The organism is Leuconostoc lactis (assembly GCF_007954625.1).
In the GTDB taxonomy this organism is placed as follows: Bacteria; Bacillota; Bacilli; order Lactobacillales; family Lactobacillaceae; genus Leuconostoc; species Leuconostoc lactis_A.
The window spans coordinates 1503260-1523463 of sequence record NZ_CP042420.1 but is presented as its reverse complement, the minus strand read 5'-3'; the positions used below and the strand labels follow the sequence as shown (position 1 = coordinate 1523463).

20 protein-coding genes are annotated in these 20204 nt (G+C 45.2%); 18 read left to right on the top strand and 2 right to left on the bottom strand.

Annotation, left to right across the window (positions count from 1 at the left end):
• Positions 1-96 precede the first annotated feature (96 nt).
• The 14 genes from coaBC to pyrE all read left to right on the top strand — a co-directional run bounded on the left by coaBC (position 97) and on the right by pyrE (position 16280).
• Positions 97-1290 (top strand): bifunctional phosphopantothenoylcysteine decarboxylase/phosphopantothenate--cysteine ligase CoaBC, encoded by a 1194-nt coding sequence (gene coaBC, locus FGL80_RS07530; protein ID WP_055307768.1) that lies wholly within the window; start codon positions 97-99, stop codon positions 1288-1290.
• A gap of 146 nt (positions 1291-1436) precedes the next feature.
• Positions 1437-1706, top strand: a complete 270-nt coding sequence (locus FGL80_RS07525; protein WP_029508918.1) for a DUF2187 domain-containing protein — start codon at positions 1437-1439, stop codon at positions 1704-1706.
• A gap of 227 nt (positions 1707-1933) precedes the next feature.
• Positions 1934-3625 carry an arginine--tRNA ligase gene (gene argS, locus FGL80_RS07520; protein WP_055307769.1) on the top strand — a complete coding sequence of 564 codons (1692 nt, stop codon included), beginning with the start codon at positions 1934-1936 and terminating at the stop codon, positions 3623-3625.
• 60 nt (positions 3626-3685) lie between these two features.
• Positions 3686-4156, top strand: a complete 471-nt coding sequence (locus tag FGL80_RS07515; RefSeq protein WP_055307770.1) for an arginine repressor — start codon at positions 3686-3688, stop codon at positions 4154-4156.
• Between the two features lie 3 nt (positions 4157-4159).
• Entirely contained in the window at positions 4160-6232 is a 2073-nt protein-coding gene (locus FGL80_RS07510) for a PBP1A family penicillin-binding protein (protein ID WP_055307771.1), read from the top strand.
• A 39-nt stretch (positions 6233-6271) separates the two neighbouring features.
• The gene (locus FGL80_RS07505) at positions 6272-6625 is read left to right on the top strand and encodes a YlbF family regulator (protein WP_147001916.1); all 354 of its coding nucleotides are present in this window, start codon (positions 6272-6274) and stop codon (positions 6623-6625) included.
• Positions 6626-6677: 52 nt separating this feature from the next.
• Entirely contained in the window at positions 6678-7310 is a 633-nt protein-coding gene (lepB, locus tag FGL80_RS07500) for a signal peptidase I (RefSeq protein WP_010000573.1), read from the top strand.
• 179 nt (positions 7311-7489) lie between these two features.
• Positions 7490-8401, top strand: coding sequence for an aspartate carbamoyltransferase catalytic subunit (locus FGL80_RS07495; protein ID WP_055307773.1), 912 nt, complete (start codon positions 7490-7492; stop codon positions 8399-8401).
• Positions 8388-9656 (top strand): dihydroorotase, encoded by a 1269-nt coding sequence (locus FGL80_RS07490; RefSeq protein WP_055307774.1) that lies wholly within the window; start codon positions 8388-8390, stop codon positions 9654-9656. Before FGL80_RS07495 ends, FGL80_RS07490 begins: the two co-directional genes overlap by 14 nt.
• A gap of 38 nt (positions 9657-9694) precedes the next feature.
• On the top strand, positions 9695-10783 hold the full coding sequence (locus FGL80_RS07485) for a carbamoyl phosphate synthase small subunit (protein ID WP_055307775.1): 1089 nt from the start codon (positions 9695-9697) through the stop codon (positions 10781-10783).
• Positions 10776-13955: a carbamoyl-phosphate synthase large subunit gene (gene carB / locus FGL80_RS07480; RefSeq protein ID WP_055307776.1), complete on the top strand. Its 3180-nt coding sequence runs from the start codon at positions 10776-10778 to the stop codon at positions 13953-13955. Before FGL80_RS07485 ends, carB begins: the two co-directional genes overlap by 8 nt.
• Positions 13956-14005: 50 nt before the next feature.
• Positions 14006-14935, top strand: coding sequence for a dihydroorotate dehydrogenase (locus FGL80_RS07475; protein ID WP_147001915.1), 930 nt, complete (start codon positions 14006-14008; stop codon positions 14933-14935).
• Between the two features lie 17 nt (positions 14936-14952).
• Positions 14953-15651, top strand: a complete 699-nt coding sequence (gene pyrF / locus FGL80_RS07470; protein WP_055307778.1) for an orotidine-5'-phosphate decarboxylase — start codon at positions 14953-14955, stop codon at positions 15649-15651.
• Positions 15648-16280 (top strand): orotate phosphoribosyltransferase, encoded by a 633-nt coding sequence (gene pyrE, locus FGL80_RS07465; protein ID WP_055307779.1) that lies wholly within the window; start codon positions 15648-15650, stop codon positions 16278-16280. Before pyrF ends, pyrE begins: the two co-directional genes overlap by 4 nt.
• Positions 16281-16325: 45 nt before the next feature.
• Here the strand turns inward: pyrE and lexA are convergent, their stop codons facing one another.
• Positions 16326-16967 carry a transcriptional repressor LexA gene (gene lexA, locus FGL80_RS07460; RefSeq protein WP_055307780.1) on the bottom strand — a complete coding sequence of 214 codons (642 nt, stop codon included), beginning with the start codon at positions 16965-16967 and terminating at the stop codon, positions 16326-16328.
• Positions 16968-17249: 282 nt separating this feature from the next.
• Between lexA and FGL80_RS07455 the strand changes: the two genes are divergently transcribed.
• Positions 17250-17483: a YneF family protein gene (locus FGL80_RS07455; RefSeq protein ID WP_029509844.1), complete on the top strand. Its 234-nt coding sequence runs from the start codon at positions 17250-17252 to the stop codon at positions 17481-17483.
• Positions 17484-17493: 10 nt separating this feature from the next.
• Here FGL80_RS07455 and FGL80_RS07450 read toward each other — a convergent pair whose 3' ends face one another.
• A complete protein-coding gene (locus tag FGL80_RS07450; protein WP_055307782.1) occupies positions 17494-18129 on the bottom strand; it encodes a lysophospholipid acyltransferase family protein in 636 nt (211 codons plus the stop codon).
• Positions 18130-18187: 58 nt separating this feature from the next.
• Here FGL80_RS07450 and FGL80_RS07445 point away from each other — a divergent pair, with 58 nt between their 5' ends.
• The 3 genes from FGL80_RS07445 to rpsB all read left to right on the top strand — a co-directional run bounded on the left by FGL80_RS07445 (position 18188) and on the right by rpsB (position 20148).
• Positions 18188-18952 carry a tRNA1(Val) (adenine(37)-N6)-methyltransferase gene (locus FGL80_RS07445; RefSeq protein ID WP_055307783.1) on the top strand — a complete coding sequence of 255 codons (765 nt, stop codon included), beginning with the start codon at positions 18188-18190 and terminating at the stop codon, positions 18950-18952.
• Positions 18949-19230, top strand: a complete 282-nt coding sequence (locus tag FGL80_RS07440; RefSeq protein ID WP_055307784.1) for a GIY-YIG nuclease family protein — start codon at positions 18949-18951, stop codon at positions 19228-19230. Before FGL80_RS07445 ends, FGL80_RS07440 begins: the two co-directional genes overlap by 4 nt.
• 141 nt (positions 19231-19371) lie before the next feature.
• On the top strand, positions 19372-20148 hold the full coding sequence (gene rpsB, locus FGL80_RS07435) for a 30S ribosomal protein S2 (protein ID WP_010000909.1): 777 nt from the start codon (positions 19372-19374) through the stop codon (positions 20146-20148).
• The last annotated feature ends 56 nt before the right edge of the window (positions 20149-20204 follow it).

Sequence of the window (20204 nt, the reverse complement as noted above, 5' to 3'; positions counted from 1 at the left end):
GAATATGTTACAATTTTTTCAGTGAGTGACGGGTATTTTAGCTGCGGTCACAAGAATTAAAGGCATGCACACGCTTTGCTGTGCTTGGTAAGGAAAATGTTTAAAGAAAAAAATGTGCTGGTCGTCGTCACAGGCAGTGTATCAGCTTATAAGGCTGCTAGTTTTGTCCGTTTACTCGTGAAGGATCAGTCCCATGTACGGGTTGCGATGACGCAATCAGCACAAGAATTTATTACCAGTAAAACACTTGCCATTCTATCTGGGCATGACGTGCTAACTGATTTATTTGTTGGCCATACGACTGAGGTGGTGCATATTGACTGGGCTAAGTGGGCGGATATCATTTTCGTCGTCCCCGCCACAGCAAACATGATTGGTAAGTTGGCTAACGGGTTGGCTGATGATGCACCAACCGCAACCATTATGGCCTCAACAGCTAAAAAGATTATTGCACCGGCCATGAATGACGTGATGTTAACCAATCCCGCGGTTGTCCGCAATTTGGCAACACTTGCGGCCGATGGTTGGTTGGTGATTGAACCAGCCGAGGGCTTTTTGGCAGAAGGGTATGCCGCCAAAGGGCGCTTGCCAGAGCCAGAAGCCATTTTGGCAGAAGCGGCCATCCGACTCCGCGCCCAAACAGGCCATCTGCGTGGCAAAAAGATTGTGATTACGGCTGGTGGGACGCGTGAAGCGCTAGATCCGGTGCGTTTTTTAACCAATAAATCAAGTGGTAAAATGGGCTATGCGTTAGCCCAAGCTGCCGCCGAAAATGGGGCCGAGGTTACGCTCATCACCACGGTTGATCGCCAGACTATTTTTGGCGTCACCAAGGTCATGGTTGATTCAACTCAAGCGATGTATGAGGCCGTGATGGCGGCTTTTCCGACCGCAGATATTTTTATTGGGGCTGCAGCAGTGTCAGACTTTAAGCCTGCCACACTGGCCCAAGATAAAATCAAGAAGCAAGGGGATGGCGGTTTGACGATAACCCTTGTCCAAAATCCTGATATCTTGAAAATGGCGGGGCAGCAAAAATCAGCCCACCAGTTGGTTGTTGGCTTTGCGGCCGAGACCCAAGATGTGATTGCCTATGGGCAAGCCAAGTTGAAAAAGAAGCAGGCAGATATGTTGATCGTCAATGATGTCAGTTCGCCAAACATTGGCTTTTCATCGGATGATAATGTGATTACGATCTTAACGCCAAATCAGCCAGCAGAAACTTTACCCCAAGCAGATAAATTAACCTTGGCGCGTGAGATTATGCAACGGATTAGCACGTTGAAATAGCGGCGTTTTTGTGGTAAAATATGGTGTTACACATCGATTACAGGAGGAAAATGTGACTAGGACAGTTGAAAATCGCAATGCGCATTGTCCTTGCAATTGCGCTGTTGACTTATAAAGCAACAGCCAATACGTCACAGCTGACAAACATGGCAGACGAAGAAGAAAACAAGGCCTCTAAATATCATATTGGCGACATTTTACTCGCACCAGCTTATGGTAATTTGGAAAAGCCATTTACTGGACAAGTTGAAAAAGTTTATGAAAATTCATTGTTGGTTGAAATTACGGAAAATGATCCGGCTGACCAACCCACTGTTAACGAAATGAATCATCGTGCAGTGGTTCGAATGGATGAAATTGAAGTGATTAAGCATGCCCCAGTACCAAAAACTGCTGAGGCTGACGTTGAAGAATAAAGATGTTTCGGTAATTCATTACCAGCGAGTCTGAGTGGGTGTGAGTCAGATAATGAAGGAAACGGCGCGTATTTGGAGTCAAACAATTAGATATTGAGTGGCGAAAGCTATTAGAGTGGTACCGCGGGTGAAAACTCGTCTCTTGTGATACATCAAGAGACGAGTTTTTATTTTGCAGGCAAAAAATACGGTATAATAAAAACTAATATAAAAAAGGATATGGACACATGGCAGATAACACACAAGTTGTCTCAGCACTTGCAGCAGTGTTGACAGATTTAACAGCATCAGAAATTGCTGAAAAATTAGAAGCACCAAAATCATCAGAATTAGGTGATGTCGCATTTCCAACGTTTACGTTGGCCAAAGTTTTGCGACAAGCGCCACAACAAATCGCCGCTAATATTGTGGCAGAAATTGACCAAACTGGTTTTGAAAAGGTTGTCGCAACTGGCCCTTATGTCAATTTCTTTTTGGATAAAGTGGCAACATCTCGTGAGACCTTGCAAACGATTTTGACATTAAAGGCAGACTACGGTAACAACACCGACGGTCAAGGTGAAAATGTCACGATTGACATGTCATCACCGAACATTGCCAAGCCAATGTCAATGGGCCACTTGCGTTCGACTGTGATTGGGAACGCTTTGGCCAATATCACAGCCAAAAACGGTTACCAACCCATCAAAATCAACCATTTGGGTGATTGGGGCACACAGTTTGGTAAGTTGATTTATGCTTACAAGACTTGGGGATCAGAAGATGAAGTGAAAGCTGATCCGATTGCGACGTTGTTGCGTTATTACGTTGAATTCCACGACAAGGCCAAGGAAGATGACAGTTTGAACGATGCTGGTCGGGCTTGGTTTAAAAAGCTTGAAGATGGTGACGAAGAAGCGTTGGCATTATGGGCATGGTTCCGTGAAGAATCACTGAAAGAATTTACAGAAATCTATGATCGCTTAGACATTGGGTTTGATTCATTCAACGGTGAAGCATTCTACAATGACAAAATGGACACAGTTGTGGACCAGTTGACGGAAAAGGACTTGTTGGTCACGTCGCAAGGGGCGCAAATTGTTGATTTGTCAGATATCAACCCGAACTTGACACCTGCCATGATTAAGCGCACAGATGGGGCGACTTTGTACATGACCCGTGATTTGGCGGCGGCAGTTTACCGTAAGGATACGTATGATTTTGCCAAGTCTTTGTATGTTGTGGGTGGTGAACAACGGGAACATTTCGTTCAAATGAAGGCTGTGTTGTCATTGATGGGCTTTGAGTGGGCCGATGATGTTGAACACATTTCCTTTGGCTTGATCACCTTTAACGGTAAGAAAATGTCAACGCGTAAGGGTGATGTTGTCTTGTTGAAGGACGTCTTAAATGACGCCCATGATTTGGCTTTGAAGCAAATCCAAGAAAAGAACCCAACTCTTGAAAATAAGGAAGAGGTTGCCGAACAAGTTGGTGCGGGTGCCGTCGTCTTCCACGATTTGATGAATGACCGTACCAACAACTTTGACTTTAACTTGGAAGAAGTGGTGCGCTTTGAAGGTGATACGGGACCATACGTGCAATATACCAATGCCCGTGCTAAGTCAATTTTGCGTAAGGCGCCTGTTTCAGTTAGCTTGGATGCGGTGACGCTTGATGACCCAATGACTTGGGATATTATCACGACGTTGAACAGCTTCCCTGCTACGGTGCAACGTGCTTGGCAACAACGCGAAGCTAGCATCATTGCCAAGTATGCTTTGACGCTATCACGCGCCTTTAATAAGTACTATGCCAACTCAAAGATTTTGACGGATGATGACCAATTGCAAGCACGTTTAGCCTTGGTTGAAGCCGTTACAATTGTGTTGACAGAAAGCTTGCGTTTGCTTGGTGTGAAAGCGCCAGAAGAAATGTAACCAGGTGTTGCGTGGCCGCTGCTTAAAGTAGTAGCATTTATTCTCATGTAGGAGAAAAATATGATTTCAAAACAACAACGGCAGGCCTTAATCCTTGAGATTATTCAAAATCAAGTGATTACAAGCCAAGAAGATTTACTCAGTGAGTTATTGAAAAATCAAGTTGAGACGACGCAAACAACAATTTCTCGTGATATTCGAGCATTAGGAATTGTCCGCATTAAAGATATTGACGGCCAACTACGCTATCAACAACTATCATCAGATGATGAGCAAACTGGTAATCCGGTGACAGCAAATGCTGTGGATTCAGCAATTGCTGAATATGCCATTTTTGTCAAGCGCGTGCAATTTATGACGATTATTAAGACGACAGATTCTAGTGGTAATGCTGTTGCAGGGATTATTGACGATGCCCATTTGTCAGAAGTTGTCGCAACGTTGGCCGGTTTTGACACCATTTATGTCACCAGTCCAGATGAAGCAAGCGCGGAAGTGCTGACGGCTCGCTGGTCAGCTTTGATAGGTTAAGGTATGAAGGCGTTGAAGCAATTGATTCAGAAAATGCGTGATAAGATCAGGCCGGTTGCCCAGCGTTGGCAGTTGTGGCGATTGCTGGTGGTTATCTTTTTGACCGGTTTTCTACTAATGAGTGTGTATCTAGTGGTCCTCGCGAAAACTGCCCGCGTGCAGAACCTGCAAGCTACGCTGGCGCAAACCACGTCAGTGTATGATGATGCGGGTGATAAAGCGGGTGAATTGTATTCGCAAAAAGGGACTTATGTCAGTTATGATAGTATTTCGCAAAATATGCGTGATGCGGTCATATCGAGTGAAGATCGTAATTTTTACAAAGAACATGGCTTTTCCATTAAAGGCATTTTGCGGGCGGTGGTTCTCAACTTGAAAAATAAGTTGACGGGCTCGTCAGCAATCGCCGGTGGTGGCTCAACCTTAACACAACAGTTGGTGAAGAATGCCTACTTGACGCAAGAACAAACGATGACGCGTAAAGCCAAGGAAATTTTCTTGTCGATGCAGGTTGAGCAAGTGTATACCAAAAATCAGATTCTCACCATGTATCTGAATAATGCTTGGTTTGGTCATGGTGTTTGGGGTGTTGAAGATGCCGCGCAAAAGTATTTTGGAGTGCATGCCCGTGATTTAACCACGTCTCAAGCAGCAACCTTAACGGCCATGTTGCCAAGTCCGGCATTGTATAATCCGATTGATCACCCACAAGCCGCGCTCGACCGGCGGAATGTGGTACTTGGCACAATGGTTGCCAATAAAAAGTTATCGGCCTCTGAGTATAAGTTGGCCAAAGCCGCGCCGATGACGTTACGCGATACGTATAATAGTCAAAATAATTATCGTTATCCGTGGTTCTTTGATGCCGTCATCAATGAAGCGATTCAAACGTATGGGTTGACCGAAACAGACGTCATGAACCGTGGCTATAAGATTTATACAACGTTGAACCAGCAAGATCAGAAGCATTTGCAAACGGATTTTGATAATCCAGCGATGTTTAATTACAATACTGACGCGCAGGCGGCTAGTGTGATTCTGAATGCCAAAACTGGTGGCGTGCGCGCGCTCGTTGGTGCGCGAGAAGAGACGCATACCTTCCGCGGCTTTAATTATGCCACGCAGTCAAAGCTTTCGCCAGGTTCGGCCATTAAGCCGATTGCCGTTTATGCGCCAGCTTTAGAACGCGGTTACAGCATCGATACCATGCTACCAAACACGACGCGGACCTTTGGGACGAACCATTATTCGGTGCATAATGCCTTAGATGTGCAAACAGCAGACGTACCGATGTATTCAGCCCTGGCGCACTCGTATAACGTGCCGGCTGTTTACTTACTTAATAAAATTGGTGTTAATGCTGGGTATGTCAGTGCCAGAAAGTTTGGCTTGCCGTTAACCGAGAAAGATAAAAATCTCTCATTGGCATTGGGCGGCTTAACGAACGGTGTGTCACCCATTCAAATGGCACAAGCTTACACCGCTTTTGCCAATGATGGGGTGATGAGTGATGCGCACTTCATTACTAAGATTGTCGATGCCACAGGTAAAGTGATTGTCTCACAGCCAAAAGCAAAGCAAACACGTGTCATCAGCTCACGTGTTGCTGACAATATGACGCGGATGATGCTTGGAACTTACACCAACGGGACGGGTCTTGGCGCCGCGCCACGCGGCTTTACCATTGCAGGTAAAACAGGGACCACTGAAAATTCCAATGATACGCAAAATGCCCAATCATCGAAGGACTCATGGGCGCTGGCCTACACGAAAGATGTGGTGTCTGCCTATTGGATGGGCTTAGATACGAAGAATAAAGATAATAGTTTACCTTTGGGCCTAACCGCAACAATGGGTCCATTGGTGAAATACTCACTCCAACAAGTTTTGCCTAATACGCCAGAGACGGACTTCTCAGTCACCAATCCAAATAGCGCGTCAAATAATAACAATCAGGCGAGTCAAGGGATTGATTGGGGCCGTTTGGGATCGGATTTCTCAAATGGGGTCAATCAAGCAGTTAATGGTGCTGGCAAAGCTTGGCAAGCAGTTAAAGGCCTCTTTGGTGGCCAATAATCACGTGACGTAAAAAATTAAAAATAAGAGGATAATAATATGACAGTTAACATTTATGACAACGCCAACGAAATGGCAAATGTTTTAAAGACAACCCCACAATATACAGCCTGGCAAGCAGCATTTGATGCGATCCAAGCTGATGCAGAAGCGAAGGCATTGTTTGATCAATTCCAAGACATCCAAATGGCTGTGCAACAAATGATGCAAACGCAACAACAACCAACAGTGGAACAAGAAAAAGAGTGGAATGCTGTTGCTGAAAAAGTACAAAAAAATGACACAATCACGGCATTGTTGTCGGCTGAACAAGCTTTGAATACATTGTTGACTGAGTTAAATCATATTGTCACAAAGCCAGTAGCGGATGCTTACGCAGCTTTGCGTCGCTAAATTACAGCATAGTACGTGATGACAGCGTACTGTGTTATGAAAGAGGAAAATGATGTTAAAGAAGTTTTTTGAGTTTTTCAAAGAATGGCTTGTGCCAATTGGTACAGCGTTAATTATTGTCATCTTGATTCGCACGTTTCTATTTACTTTTGTTCACGTCAGTGGCCCATCAATGACGCCTAATTTGCAAAACAACGAGTTAGTGATTTTGAATAAGATTGCTAAGTATCAACGAGGCGATGTGGTTGTTTTTGATGCGCGTCAGGAAGATCCAAGAATTCGGCCTGGTGAAAAAGATTACGTGAAGCGTATTATTGGTGTTCCTGGGGATACCATCTCTTATAAGGACTCAAATCTTTACGTTAACGGTAAGCAAGTTAACCAAGACTATATTGGGATTAATGAACGGACCGAAGGCACAGAGATGTCATTTGGTAAGAACTGGTCATTAGCGAGTCTTTCAGCAAGTGATTTGTGGCAAAAGAAGGATCGTAACAAGGTGAAAGTGCCAGCCGGAGAATATTTCGTAATGGGTGATCATCGCTCAGTTTCTAATGACGGCCGTTACTTTGGTTTCGTTGATGCTAAGCATATTGAAGGTAAGGTGATTGTCCCATTCTGGAACTCAAATCAAACAGCTAAAGCAAACGTCAACCAACAAAATAAGCATTTCTTTGCAAAATAGCATTTGCAACTGAGCCAAAAAAATGCTACTATATGTGAAACGATAAAACCTTTAATTAAGTCCAGAGAGACTTGCAAGGCATTTAGATACTCGGGGTCGTAGTCTATACTATTGACCGTAATTTTCTAGAACCGCGTAAGTCTGCCGACTTACGCGGTTTTTGTATAAAGAGGGGTATTATGCGAAATTTTCTGAATATAAATGCACTCGATCGTGGTGATGTGTTAAAGTTGGTGCAACGGGCATTGGCCTTAAAAGCTGGTGCAACGCCAAACCAGGTACCATTCACCGTTGCCAATCTTTTTTTTGAAAATTCAACCCGAACGCATACAAGTTTTCAGATGGCTGAAAACAAGCTGGGCTATCATCAAATTGTGCTTGATCCACAAACCAGTTCGATGTCAAAAGGGGAAAGTTTAGCAGATACCCTCAAAACCCTCAAAGCGATCGGCATTGATGTTGCGGTAGTCCGGCATGCCGTCAATGATTGGTATGTGCCAGTGCTTGAAGCAGCTGGCCATCCCATCCCACAATTAGTCAACGCGGGTGATGGGAGTGGACAACATCCTTCTCAAAGTTTGCTTGACTTGGTGACCATTTATGAACAATTTGGTCATTTTGATGGGTTGCATATCCGAATTGTTGGCGATTTGTTACATTCACGGGTGGCACGCTCCAATGCGGAAATCCTACATCAATTAGGTGCCAACGTCACATTCTCAGGACCGGACAGTTGGTTACCTGATGATTTTCAACAATTTGGTCACTTCGTCGCCATTGATGAAGATTGGGACAAACAGGATGTGGTCATGTTTCTCCGCGTTCAGCATGAACGGATTACCCAAACGGAAAACTTAAGTTTTTCAGCTAGACAGTATCACGAACAATATGGCTTAAATCAGGCGCGTTATGCACGTTTGAAAGCGACTGCGATTGTGATGCATCCAGCCCCAGTCAATCGCGATGTCGAAATCGCAGACGACTTGGTGGAAGCCCCAAAATCTCGCATCTTTGAGCAAATGACGAACGGTGTTTATGCCAGAATGGCAATCTTAGAATATACAATGGAGACTGAACATGCAGCTGATTAAAAACGCAAACCTGCTCGTAGACGGTGAGCTTAAGCAACACGATGTCTTGATCGATGGTCAAAAAATTGCGCAAGTCGCCGAAACAATCACAGCCCCTACGGCAGAGGTATTTGATGCCAATGGCGCTTTTCTGACCAATGGCTTGGTGGACGTGCATGTGCATTTCCGTGAACCAGGCTTTACGTATAAAGAAACGATTGCTTCTGGTTCGGCAGCAGCGGCTCGCGGCGGTTTTACAACCGTTGTTGCCATGCCAAATCTCAATCCAGTACCGGATAGTCCTGAACGGGTTGCCCAACAGGTTGCGTTAAATGCCAAAAACGGGGTTGTCCATGTCGAACAATATGGCGCTATTTCAGCTGGATTAACGGACCAGACGGTTTCAGATATTGCAGGCATGTCAGCCGCTGGGGCAGTTGCCTTCAGTAATGATGGGAAAGGGGTGCAAACAGCCGATACGATGCTGCAAGCCATGACGGCAGCAGCTAGCGTCAATAAGCCATTGGTTGCGCACTTAGAAGATGATTCCTTACTCCATGGTGGCGTGATGAATGCTGGCGAAACGGCCAATAAATTGCAATTACCAGGTATTACAGGATTAGCCGAAAGCGCACAGCTTGCACGTGATCTTGTCCTAGCGCAAGCAACTGGGGTGCATTACCACGTGGCTCATATTTCAACGAAAACGTCTGTTGAACTCGTGCGTTTAGCGAAGGCACAAGGCGTGCATGTGACGGCTGAAGTATCACCACACCATCTTTTATTAGCTGATTCAGATATTACTGGGGATAACGCCTTGTTCAAGATGAATCCACCGCTACGTTCGCAAGCCGATCGTGAAGCGGTGTTAGCAGGTTTGCTGGACGGCACGATTGACATGGTAGCGACTGACCATGCGCCACACGGGACGGCAGAAAAGGCACAATCCTTTAAAACAGCCCCATTCGGCATTACGGGCATTGAAACGAGCTTCCAATTGCTTTATACGCATTTGGTGAAATCAGGGGTAATGACGTTGGAAACGTTGATCCACCGCATGTTGATTGCGCCGGCTACGACCTTTGGTTTGCAAGCGCCAACCCAAATTGCTGCTGGCGAAACGGCCGATTTGGTCTTGTTTGATTTAGCAGCACGGGACACGATTGCTGAAGCAGACTTTAAATCACTCGGTATAAACACGCCGTTTGTGGGTTGGCCAGTTTATGGTCGCACAATGGCGACTTGGGTTGCTGGTGACCTTGTGTATCAAGCATGACACTGCAGAACGTAAATTACAGTAAGGATAAGGGACAAATGAAAAAGCGATATTTAGTACTTGAAAATGGATCGATCTATGAAGGTGAAGCCTTTGGGGCTGAGACAGACGTGATGGCCGAACTGGTATTTAACACCGGTATGTCAGGCTATCAAGAATCAATCACAGATTTATCCTATCGTGGTGAAATGATTGTCTTCACTTATCCTTTAATTGGTAATTACGGCATCAACCGTGATGACTTTGAAAGTTTACGGCCAGCAGCCTCAGCCATTGTTGTACATGAAATTGCCCGTCGCCCAAGTAACTGGCGACAAATGATGAGTTTGACGGAATGGGCTGAACGCATGGGGATGCCAGGGATTACTGGCGTTGATACGCGTGCTTTGACGCGTGAATTGCGTGACCAAGGCGCCATGAAGGCGGCTTTGGTTGATGAAGTGACGGATGATGTGTTTGCGCAATTGCGTGATTTTGAAACATCAGCAGATTTGGTTGCCGAAGCGACGACGAAGACGCAATATCAAAATCCAACGGATGGTGTGTCAATCGCCTTGATTGATTTTGGTTTGAAGAACTCGATTTTGCGCGCTTTAGCAAAACGTGGCGCTAACGTGATGGTCTTTCCAGCAGATGTTTCAGCCGAAACGGTGCTAGCAGCGAATCCAGACGGCGTACTTTTGTCAAATGGCCCTGGTAACCCTGAAGATGCTGCGTATGCCATTCCAACCATTCAAACGTTACAAGAGCAGTTGCCATTGATGGGGATTTGCCTCGGTCATCAGTTATTTGCGCTGGCTAACGGCGCCCAAACTTATAAAATGAAATTTGGCCATCGTGGCTTTAACCACGCTGTGCGCCATTTGACCCATGAACGTTTGGACTTTACCTCACAAAACCACGGCTATGCCGTGGATCGTGATAGCTTGGGGGACACCAACCTCGAAGTAACCCATGAAGAAATCAACGATTTAACAGTTGAAGGCTTGCGCCTCAAGAACCACCACGCTTTCTCAGTTCAATTCCATCCTGATGCTGCCCCAGGGCCACACGATGCGGAATATTTATTCGATGATTTTTTGAACATGATTGCTGAAGCACAAAAGGAGACAACACAAAATGCCTAAGCGTACAGACATTAACAAAGTATTGGTGATTGGTTCTGGCCCAATTGTGATTGGACAAGCTGCTGAATTTGATTATTCAGGGACGCAAGCAGCCTTGAGCTTGAAGGAAGAAGGCTACCAAGTCATTTTGGTGAACTCAAACCCCGCCACAATTATGACGGATGCAGAAATCGCTGATAAGGTTTATGTTGAACCAATTTCAATTGATTTCATCGAACGTATTTTGCGTAAGGAGCGACCAGATGCCATTCTACCAACACTTGGTGGCCAAACTGGCTTGAACATGGCCAAGGATTTGTCTGAAGCAGGTATCTTGGATGATTTGCATATCGAATTGCTAGGGACAAAGCTCACGGCTATTGAAGAAGCGGAAGACCGTGAAGCGTTTAAGGATTTGATGGAACGTTTGAATGAACCGATTCCTGAATCAACGATTGCGACTACTTTGGAACAAGCCTTGGCATTTGCCGACACGCATGGCTATCCAGTGATTGTTCGTCCTGCCTATACCTTAGGTGGTACGGGTGGTGGGATTGCAACCACGCATGACGAGTTAGTCGAAATTGCCGCCAATGGTTTGGAATTGTCACCTGTGACGCAAGTGTTGATTGAACGTTCAATTGCGGGCTATAAAGAAATTGAATTTGAAGTGATGCGTGATGCCAATGATAATGCGCTGGTCGTGGCATCCATGGAAAACTTTGATCCTGTTGGTATCCACACGGGTGATTCAATTGTGACGGCACCAGTGCAAACTTTGTCAGATCGTGAAGTGCAAATGATGCGTGATTCAGCCTTGAAAATCATCCGCGCCTTGAAAATTGAAGGTGGCGTGAATATTCAAATGGCGTTGGATCCAAAGTCTTATAAGTATTACATTATTGAAGTCAACCCACGTGTTTCACGGTCATCAGCGTTGGCTTCCAAAGCAACAGGTTATCCAATTGCTAAAATGGCTGCCAAAATTGCGGTTGGGTTGACGTTAGATGAAATTATTAACCCTGTCACTGGCACGACTAAGGCCGAATTTGAACCAGCATTAGACTATGTGGTCTTTAAAATTCCACGTTGGCCATTTGATAAGTTTGCCACAGCGGATCGCCGTTTAGGCACGCAAATGAAGGCCACTGGTGAAGTCATGGCAATTGGTCGTAACATGGAAGAAGCCATGTTAAAAGCCGTGCGATCGCTTGAAATCGGTGCAACAGGCTTAAATGACATCACATATGATGATATGACAGATGAAGCGTTGCTTGATGCTTTGATGCCTGCACGTGATGATCGTTTGTTCATGATTGCTGACTTGTTGCGTCGTGGTGTCAGCATCGAAACAATTCATGATAAAACACAAATCGATGAATTCTTCCTGGATAAGGTGTCACACATCATTGAAATCGAACGTGATTTGGCAGCGCATGTTGGTGATTTAGATTACCTACACTACGCGAAGAAAAATGGTTTTGCAGATGAAACCATTGCAGGTCTCTGGCAAAAATCAACGGCAGAAATTCGTCAACTACGCCAAGAAGCCGGCATTATCCCAGTTTATAAGATGGTGGATACGGTGGCAGCTGAATTTGAGTCACAAACGCCTTATTTCTATGCCACTTATGAACGTGAAAATGAATCCGTGAAGTCGGATAAGCCATCTGTTATCGTACTCGGTTCAGGACCAATTCGTATCGGGCAAGGCGTGGAATTTGATTACGCGACCGTGCATGCCGTTAAGGCGATCCAACGGGCCGGTTACGAAGCCATTATCATGAACTCGAACCCTGAAACGGTCTCAACAGATTTTTCAATCTCAGACAAGTTATACTTTGAGCCTTTGACGCTTGAAGATGTTTTGAATGTGATTGACTTAGAACAACCTTTGGGTGTTGTGGTGCAGTTTGGTGGTCAAACAGCGATCAATTTGGCACAACCCTTGTTTGAAAATGGTGTCCATATTCTAGGCACAACCGTTGAAGACTTGAATCGTGCCGAAGATCGTGAAGCCTTTGATCAAGTCATTAAACAATTACAATTGCCACAACCCATTGGTAAAACAGCTACCACAGTTGCAGAGGCCTTAGCAGCGGCCCAAGAGATTGGCTATCCGGTGTTGATTCGCCCATCTTATGTGTTAGGTGGTCGGGCAATGGAGATTGTCTCATCAGATGATGAATTACAAGACTATATGCAACGTGCTGTGAAGGTGTCAAATGACCACCCCGTTTTGATTGATTCTTACTTGGTAGGACAAGAAGCAGAAGTGGACGTTCTGTCAGATGGTGAAACCGCAGTTATTCCAGGTATCATGGAGCATATCGAACGTGCAGGTGTTCATTCAGGCGATTCAATGTCAGTGTACCCACCACAGTACTTGTCACAAAAAGTCCAAGATGAAATGACGCAAGCAGCCATTAATTTGGCAAAGGCCATGGGGACGATTGGGTTGATGAACGTACAGTTCGTGATTCATGAAGACACGGCTTACGTGATTGAAGTGAACCCACGAGCTTCACGTACGGTGCCATTCATTTCAAAGGTGACTCACATCCCATTGGCACAACTGGCTACTCGTGTGATGTTGGGTGAAAAGTTGGCAGATATGGGCTTTGAAACGGGTTTGGTGCCAGCTGATGATATGGTCCATGTGAAAGCACCAATCTTCTCATTTACGAAATTACCAGACGTTGATTCACTACTTGGGCCAGAAATGAAGTCAACTGGTGAAGTCATGGGCTCAGATGCAACTTTGCCAAAAGCTTTGTATAAAGCCTTTGTGGCCTCAAACATTAAAGTACCACAATATGGCAATGTTCTCTTTACAGTCGCTGATGACGATAAGGAAGAAGCGTTAACATTAGCCCGTCGTTTCAACGACCTTGGATTTGCCTTGTTTGCAACGGCCGGGACAGGTGCTTATCTTGCTAGTCAAGACATGCCTGTTGAAACGTTGGATAAAATTGCTGAATCTGACAACAATTCAGTCGAAGCCCTGCGTGCACAAAAGCTCCAAGTCGTGATTAACACGACACAAGCCGATGACCGAGCTGAATCAGACGGGCGTTTGATTCGAAATGCGGCCATCGAAAACGCTGTCCCACTCTTTACGGCATTAGATACCGTTAGTGCTTTCTTGGATGTCCTGGAAAGTCGTAGTTTTACAGTCAATGAAATGAAATAATACCTGCAGTACTAATAAAATTGTCCAGTGAGACAAATTAGGAGAAGAAAATGACACAGCAACGCTTAGCAGTAAAGTTACCAGGCTTAGACTTGAAAAATCCGATTATGAATTCAGCAGGGGCTGTATATTTTGGCCTGGAAGATATGTACGGGATTGAAAAAACAGGTGCCTTGGTGACAAAGACGATTACCATGGCGCAACGTGCAGGGAATCCACAACCTTGGGTTATTAACATCACCAGTGGGGTGATGAACTCTGTTGGTTTGGCTAATCCAGGTGTTGAGCAGGTCATGGCTGATTTATTGCCAAAAATTACGGCAAAATATGCCGGTGAACTCCCAGTGATGGCATCTATTGCAGGTGAATCCGTTCAAGAGTATCGTGATTTAGCAAAGTTGTTATCTACAACGGGGCATATCACGGCCATTGAGGTGAACCTATCATGTCCAAACGTGGATCGTGGGGGTATGGCCTTTGGGGTGGATGCACAAGCTGCAGCAGAAGTGATTACGGCGGTAAAAACTGTGACGGATTTGCCAATATATGCCAAGTTGTCACCTAATGTGACGGATATCAAACCGATTGCTAAAGCGGTTGAAGCAGCGGGTGCTGACGGCATTGTCTTGATTAACACGGTAGTAGGGATGCGCTTTGACTTGAATACCCGTGCGCCACAATTAGCACGTGGTACAGGTGGTATGTCTGGGGCAGCGATTCATCCGATCGCAGTCCGGTTTGTATATGAAGTTGCCCAAACTGTGACAATTCCAGTGATTGGAGTTGGTGGGATTCGCACAGTCGATGACGCCTTAGAAATGCTGATGGCTGGTGCGAGTGCTGTCCAAGTCGGTTCCGTGTTGGCCGAAAAACCAGACACGATGTTAGACATCATTGCAGCGCTGCCTGAAGCCCTCGATCGCTATGGTTTTGACGATGTGCAAGCCGTGACGAACACGTTTAAAAACTCACAGAACTGAAGTTGAAAGGAATGCTGATGACTGCACCTGTTTTTATTGCCTTAGATTTTCCGGATGCTGCCAGTGCGCAAGCGTTTTTGGTACCATTTCGTGACTTACCCGAACAACCAGCTGTGAAGGTTGGGATGGAACTGTTTTACGCAGCCGGACCAGAATTTGTGCGTGAATTACGCCAACAAGGCTTTACCGTCTTTTTAGATCTTAAACTTTACGATATTCCAAATACCGTTGGGCATGCTGTGGCACGCCTTGCGCAACTGGACGTGCAATATTTGACCGTTCATGCCGCTGGTGGGACCAAAATGTTGGCGCAGGCGGTTGCTAATAAAGGCGCCAACATGAAAATTCTGGCAGTCACACAACTCACCTCATTTTCAGAAGCGGAGATGCAAGCAACGCAGCAAACGCCATTATCAATGGCTGATAGTGTGCAGCATTTGGCGAAGTTGGCCTATGCCGCTGGGGTGGATGGCACGATTAGTGCGCCAGGGGAAGCTGGACTCATTCGGGCTGTGACGGCTGATGATTTCCTACGCATTACACCTGGCATTCGTTTGGCCGGTGATGCCGCTGATGACCAAGCACGCATTACAACACCAGCCGTTGCCCGCGAGTCAGGTGCCACGGGTCTGGTTGTCGGTCGTTCAATTACAAAAGCACAAACGCCAGTTGTTGCTTACCAACGCGTTATGGCAGAATGGGGAAATGAAGCATGACAGAATATGCAACACAAGTCGCAAATGATTTATTAAAGATTGGGGCCGTGAAGTTTTCACCGGAAGCTCCCTTTACTTGGGCCTCTGGTATTAAAAGCCCAATTTATACGGATAACCGAATGACGATTGGCTTTCCTGAAGTTCGTCAAAATATTTTTAAGGGTTTGGCAGAACTCATTACGACCCATTATGGGGATGTTGAAATCATCGGTGGTGTCGCCACGGCTGGTATCCCACACGCGGCTTGGGTAGCCGAAACGTTGAACAAGCCCATGATTTATGTCCGCTCAAAGCCAAAAGATCACGGTGCCGGTCGGCAAACAGAAGGGGCTGACGTGGCTGGTAAAAAAGTGGTCCTCATTGATGATTTAATTTCAACTGGTGGGTCAGTTTTAGGTGCTGTTGAAGCGGTTCGCAAGTCAGGCGCTGACGTATTGGGTGTTGTCTCAATCTTTTCATATGAATTGCCCGCTGGCGTGGCTAACTTTGCACAAGCCGGATTAACATTTCAATCCTTGACAACCTATTCACAACTCATTGATGCTGCCATTGCGCGAGGCGATTTGAACGCCTCGCAATTGGCAACGTTAAAAGCATGGCAACAATCACCAGCTGATTGGCAAGCTTAAACAAGTAAAAAAAGCTGAACGACGAGAGTCGTTCAGCTTTTTTGATTAATAAATGGCATCGCGGTATAAGCCAATGACTTTACCAAGAATGGTGACACTATCTAAAATAATGGGTGCCATAGCGTCATTTTCAGGTTGTAACCGGAAATGATCGGCTTCACGGAAGAAACGCTTAACGGTGGCTTCGTCATCGTCATTCATTGCGACAACCACATCACCATTATCAGCGTTATCTTGCTTACGCACAATGACTTTGTCACCGTCTAAGATACCGATGTTCACCATTGAGTTCCCGCGGACGTTGAGCATAAACATATCGCCATCAAACTGCATCAAGTTATCTGGAATTGGGAAAAACTCAGTCGCTTCTTCTTCAACCGCGAGAATGGGCGTACCGGCTGTTACTTGACCAAGAACAGGAATGCGACCAGGTGTGGTTGACACACCTAACGCTTCTAGTCCTAAATCCGTTACTTCAATCGCACGGGCGCGTGGTTTTGAAGCATCTTTTAATAAGTAGCCTTTCTTCACTAGGCGTTCGATGTGCCCGTGGATTGTAGAAGAAGACGAGAGACCGACTGCTTCACCAACTTCGCGAACCGTTGGCGGATAACCGTTATTGGTTTGCGCTTCATGAATAAAGCGCAACACTTGGAGTTGTTTGCTTTCTTGAATTTTGATTGCCATGATGGGTATATTCCTTAATGATAAGTGATTTAATATGACTTCATTATAGCGAAAGTGGGAACAGAAATCAAACGTTTGTTCGTTTTTCGGCAATAACGTCCTATAAATAGGGGGAATCTTTAACAAAAATTTGAAAACGACGACCACGGATGACGGTGTGATGGCTAAAAAATGTGACAATAAGATATTTTACGGGCTGTATTCATCTGGCTAATCGTCCTGTCGACCTGAATTTTGTGTTATAATGGTTGGTAGACAATTTTATTAAGGGGTTATTTAACCATGAACACAGGACTTTCAATCTTGATTTTCGTTATTGGCTTGGTTATCGGCTTGATCGCAGGTTTCTTCCTTGCACGTAACGCCATGAAGAATTATCTTGCCAAAAACCCACCGATTTCAGAAGAAATGATGAAATCAATGATGATGTCAATGGGACAAAAGCCATCACAAAAGAAGTTGGCACAAATGATGGCACAAATGAAGCAACAAAGCGAACGTGCACAAAAAAAATAAGCCAGAAGGCTTATTTTTTTTCGCGTTTTGGATCAACATAGACAAAATCAGGATTGATTTCTTGGTCTAAGCGATCAAACGCATCTTGAATCATTTGTGTATATTTGGTAATGTTTTCTTTGTCCAACTTATCCTTGCGATCAACCACAATCGGTTCCCCGAAATTAATCGTCGTATTGTTGCGCTTGAAAAGTTGACTAAACTTAACTGGGCCTTGATACACAGCCGGTACAATGGCTTTACCAGACATCTTGGCAATTAAGATGGTGCCAGATTTGAGTTCCGCACTGTGGCGTGAACCAGAAGGGAACATGATCAGTGACCGGTTACCAGATTTCAATTCACGCACTGGGACTTTAATCACACTGGGCCCAACGTTTTCACGATCCACAGGGAACGCACCAGCGGATCGGATGAGCCAAGCAAGTGGGGGGAACTTAAACAATTCAATTTTTGCCATAAAAATGAAGTGCTTGGGATAGGCGGCTACGGCATACCAAACGGGATCCCACCAAGAACGGTGAGGGCCAACAAGGATATAATTATCGTTGACGGGGAGACGATCACGGTGCATATATTTAATGCGACCGTTAATTGTCCAAATCAAGCCAACGACAATGCCGTGGAGTACGTCATAAAATTTCATGCTAATTCACCTCATAAACTGTCCTAACTATTTTACACGATATCGCGAGAAAAAAACAATGATTGAACCAATTCTTAAACAAGGTGAACGACTTGATGGTTTACCAGCACAAAACATTCGTATTATTCAAAATCCAGATATGTTCGCCTATTCGCTCGATGCCATTTTATTGGCTTATTTTGCTGGCGTGAAAGGCAAAGGCAGCGGCTTGACTGTCGATCTCGGTGCTGGCACTGGGGCAGTTGGCTTGTTTTATGCCCCAAAGGTGACGGGGCCAATCACCTTAGTTGAGATTCAACCCGAACTCGCTGAAATGGCGCAACGTAGTGTGGCACTCAATGGCTTGCAAGATCGTGTGTCGGTGGTACAAGCAGATATGAAAGCCATTTTTGATGTCATTCAACCAGGATCAGCCGAAACGGTGCTATCTAATCCCCCTTATTTTCCCTTAAATGACACGACGAAGACTAATAACGACCAACATTATGAGATTGCTCGGCACGAGGTCACGATTGATTTGCCTGGTTTGGCGCAGGTTGCCAATAAATTACTTAAAAACAACGGCAAGTTCTATATGGTGCACCGGCCAGATCGGTTGGCTGACATTTTTGCTACCTTTGCGCAGCGCAAGTTGATGATTAAACGCGTGCAGTTTGTTTATGGCAAGGCTGATCGAGAAGCCAATATGGTACTCGTCGAAGCCATCAAAGCTGGGAAACCAGGTGGTGTGCGGATTATGCCACCCATTGTGGCCTATACCGCCGATAATGATTACACAGAGACGGTTAAGACGATTTTGTACGGACAAGCGTGGCCAAAATGAAACCCTACTTTTTTTATGTGCTTTATACAGCGGATGGCTACTTTTATGGTGGCTTTACCGATGATGTGCAGCGGCGGTTAGCCACGCACGAAAAAGGGCAAGGCGCGAAATTCACCCGAGTTAAATCACGACATCCGTTGCAACTCATTTATTCGGAAAGTTTTGCCACGAAAGGCGATGCGTTACGTGCCGAAGCGGCTTTTAAACGGTTAACCCGCGCTAAAAAAGAAGCTTTCCTAGTGACACGTGGTGTTTCAGCCACAATTTGGGAAAAATAGCTTGATTTATATCTGAAACACTGTATAATATTAACTGTTGTCAAAAGCAACAAATACACACGGCAAACGAGTTCACATAGGTGCAGCAATGTCAGTGTGAATGTCGAATTTGTCGGCGGAAAAAACCTAGGAGGCCACATCATGGCAGTTATTTCAATGAAAGAACTCCTCGAAGCAGGAGTACACTTCGGTCACCAAACACGTCGTTGGGACCCAAAGATGGATGAATTTATCTTTACAGAACGTAATGGTATTCACATCATCGATTTGCAAAAGACAGTTAAGTTAGTTGATGAAGCTTACAACTTCATGCGTAACGCATCAGCTGATGGCGCAACTTTCTTGTTCGTTGGGACAAAGAAGCAAGCTTCAGACGCAATTGCTGAAGAAGCAACACGCGCTGGTCAATACTACATCAACCACCGTTGGTTGGGTGGTACTTTGACAAACTGGAACACAATCAAGACACGTATCCAACGTTTGAAGGATTTGGAAGCAATGGCCGAAGACGGCACATTTGACCAATTGCCTAAGAAGGAAGTTGTGTTGTTGAACAAGCAACGCGAAAAGTTGAACAAGTTCTTGGGTGGTATCAAGGACATGCCTGGTTTGCCAGACGTTTTGTTCGTTGTTGATCCTAAGAAGGAAGAAATCGCCGTTAAGGAAGCTAACATGTTGAACATTCCTGTTGTGGCAATGATCGACACAAACGCTAACCCTGAAGTGGTTGACGTTAAGATTCCTGCAAACGATGACGCTATTCGTGCCGTTCGTTTGATCACTTCAAAGATGGCTGATGCTATTATCGAAGGTCGTCAAGGTCAAGATTCAGCACCTGAAGATGCATTCGTTGAAGGCGATGAAACAACAGAATCAATCGAAGAAATTGTTAGCATTGTCGAAGAAGGCAACAACTAATCAGTAAGATTTAAATGACATTTGCCGTTCCTGCGGACCTGTTTGGGACGCGGAAA

Bases quoted from the DNA above. Each gene is read 5' to 3' on its own strand.
- coaBC (WP_055307768.1), top strand. From the start codon at position 97: ATGTTTAAAGAAAAAAATGTGCTGGTCGTCGTCACAGGCAGTGTATCA.
- FGL80_RS07505 (WP_147001916.1), top strand. From the start codon at position 6,272: ATGACAGTTAACATTTATGACAACGCCAACGAAATGGCAAATGTTTTA.
- FGL80_RS07455 (WP_029509844.1), top strand. From the start codon at position 17,250: ATGAACACAGGACTTTCAATCTTGATTTTCGTTATTGGCTTGGTTATC.
- FGL80_RS07495 (WP_055307773.1), top strand. From the start codon at position 7,490: ATGCGAAATTTTCTGAATATAAATGCACTCGATCGTGGTGATGTGTTA.
- pyrE (WP_055307779.1), top strand. From the start codon at position 15,648: ATGACAGAATATGCAACACAAGTCGCAAATGATTTATTAAAGATTGGG.
- FGL80_RS07510 (WP_055307771.1), top strand. From the start codon at position 4,160: ATGAAGGCGTTGAAGCAATTGATTCAGAAAATGCGTGATAAGATCAGG.
- FGL80_RS07450 (WP_055307782.1), bottom strand. From the start codon at position 18,129: ATGAAATTTTATGACGTACTCCACGGCATTGTCGTTGGCTTGATTTGG.
- lexA (WP_055307780.1), bottom strand. From the start codon at position 16,967: ATGGCAATCAAAATTCAAGAAAGCAAACAACTCCAAGTGTTGCGCTTT.
- FGL80_RS07475 (WP_147001915.1), top strand. From the start codon at position 14,006: ATGACACAGCAACGCTTAGCAGTAAAGTTACCAGGCTTAGACTTGAAA.
- FGL80_RS07485 (WP_055307775.1), top strand. From the start codon at position 9,695: ATGAAAAAGCGATATTTAGTACTTGAAAATGGATCGATCTATGAAGGT.
- lepB (WP_010000573.1), top strand. From the start codon at position 6,678: ATGTTAAAGAAGTTTTTTGAGTTTTTCAAAGAATGGCTTGTGCCAATT.
- carB (WP_055307776.1), top strand. From the start codon at position 10,776: ATGCCTAAGCGTACAGACATTAACAAAGTATTGGTGATTGGTTCTGGC.
- FGL80_RS07490 (WP_055307774.1), top strand. From the start codon at position 8,388: ATGCAGCTGATTAAAAACGCAAACCTGCTCGTAGACGGTGAGCTTAAG.
- FGL80_RS07525 (WP_029508918.1), top strand. From the start codon at position 1,437: ATGGCAGACGAAGAAGAAAACAAGGCCTCTAAATATCATATTGGCGAC.
- argS (WP_055307769.1), top strand. From the start codon at position 1,934: ATGGCAGATAACACACAAGTTGTCTCAGCACTTGCAGCAGTGTTGACA.
- FGL80_RS07445 (WP_055307783.1), top strand. From the start codon at position 18,188: ATGATTGAACCAATTCTTAAACAAGGTGAACGACTTGATGGTTTACCA.
- FGL80_RS07440 (WP_055307784.1), top strand. From the start codon at position 18,949: ATGAAACCCTACTTTTTTTATGTGCTTTATACAGCGGATGGCTACTTT.
- pyrF (WP_055307778.1), top strand. From the start codon at position 14,953: ATGACTGCACCTGTTTTTATTGCCTTAGATTTTCCGGATGCTGCCAGT.
- FGL80_RS07515 (WP_055307770.1), top strand. From the start codon at position 3,686: ATGATTTCAAAACAACAACGGCAGGCCTTAATCCTTGAGATTATTCAA.
- rpsB (WP_010000909.1), top strand. From the start codon at position 19,372: ATGGCAGTTATTTCAATGAAAGAACTCCTCGAAGCAGGAGTACACTTC.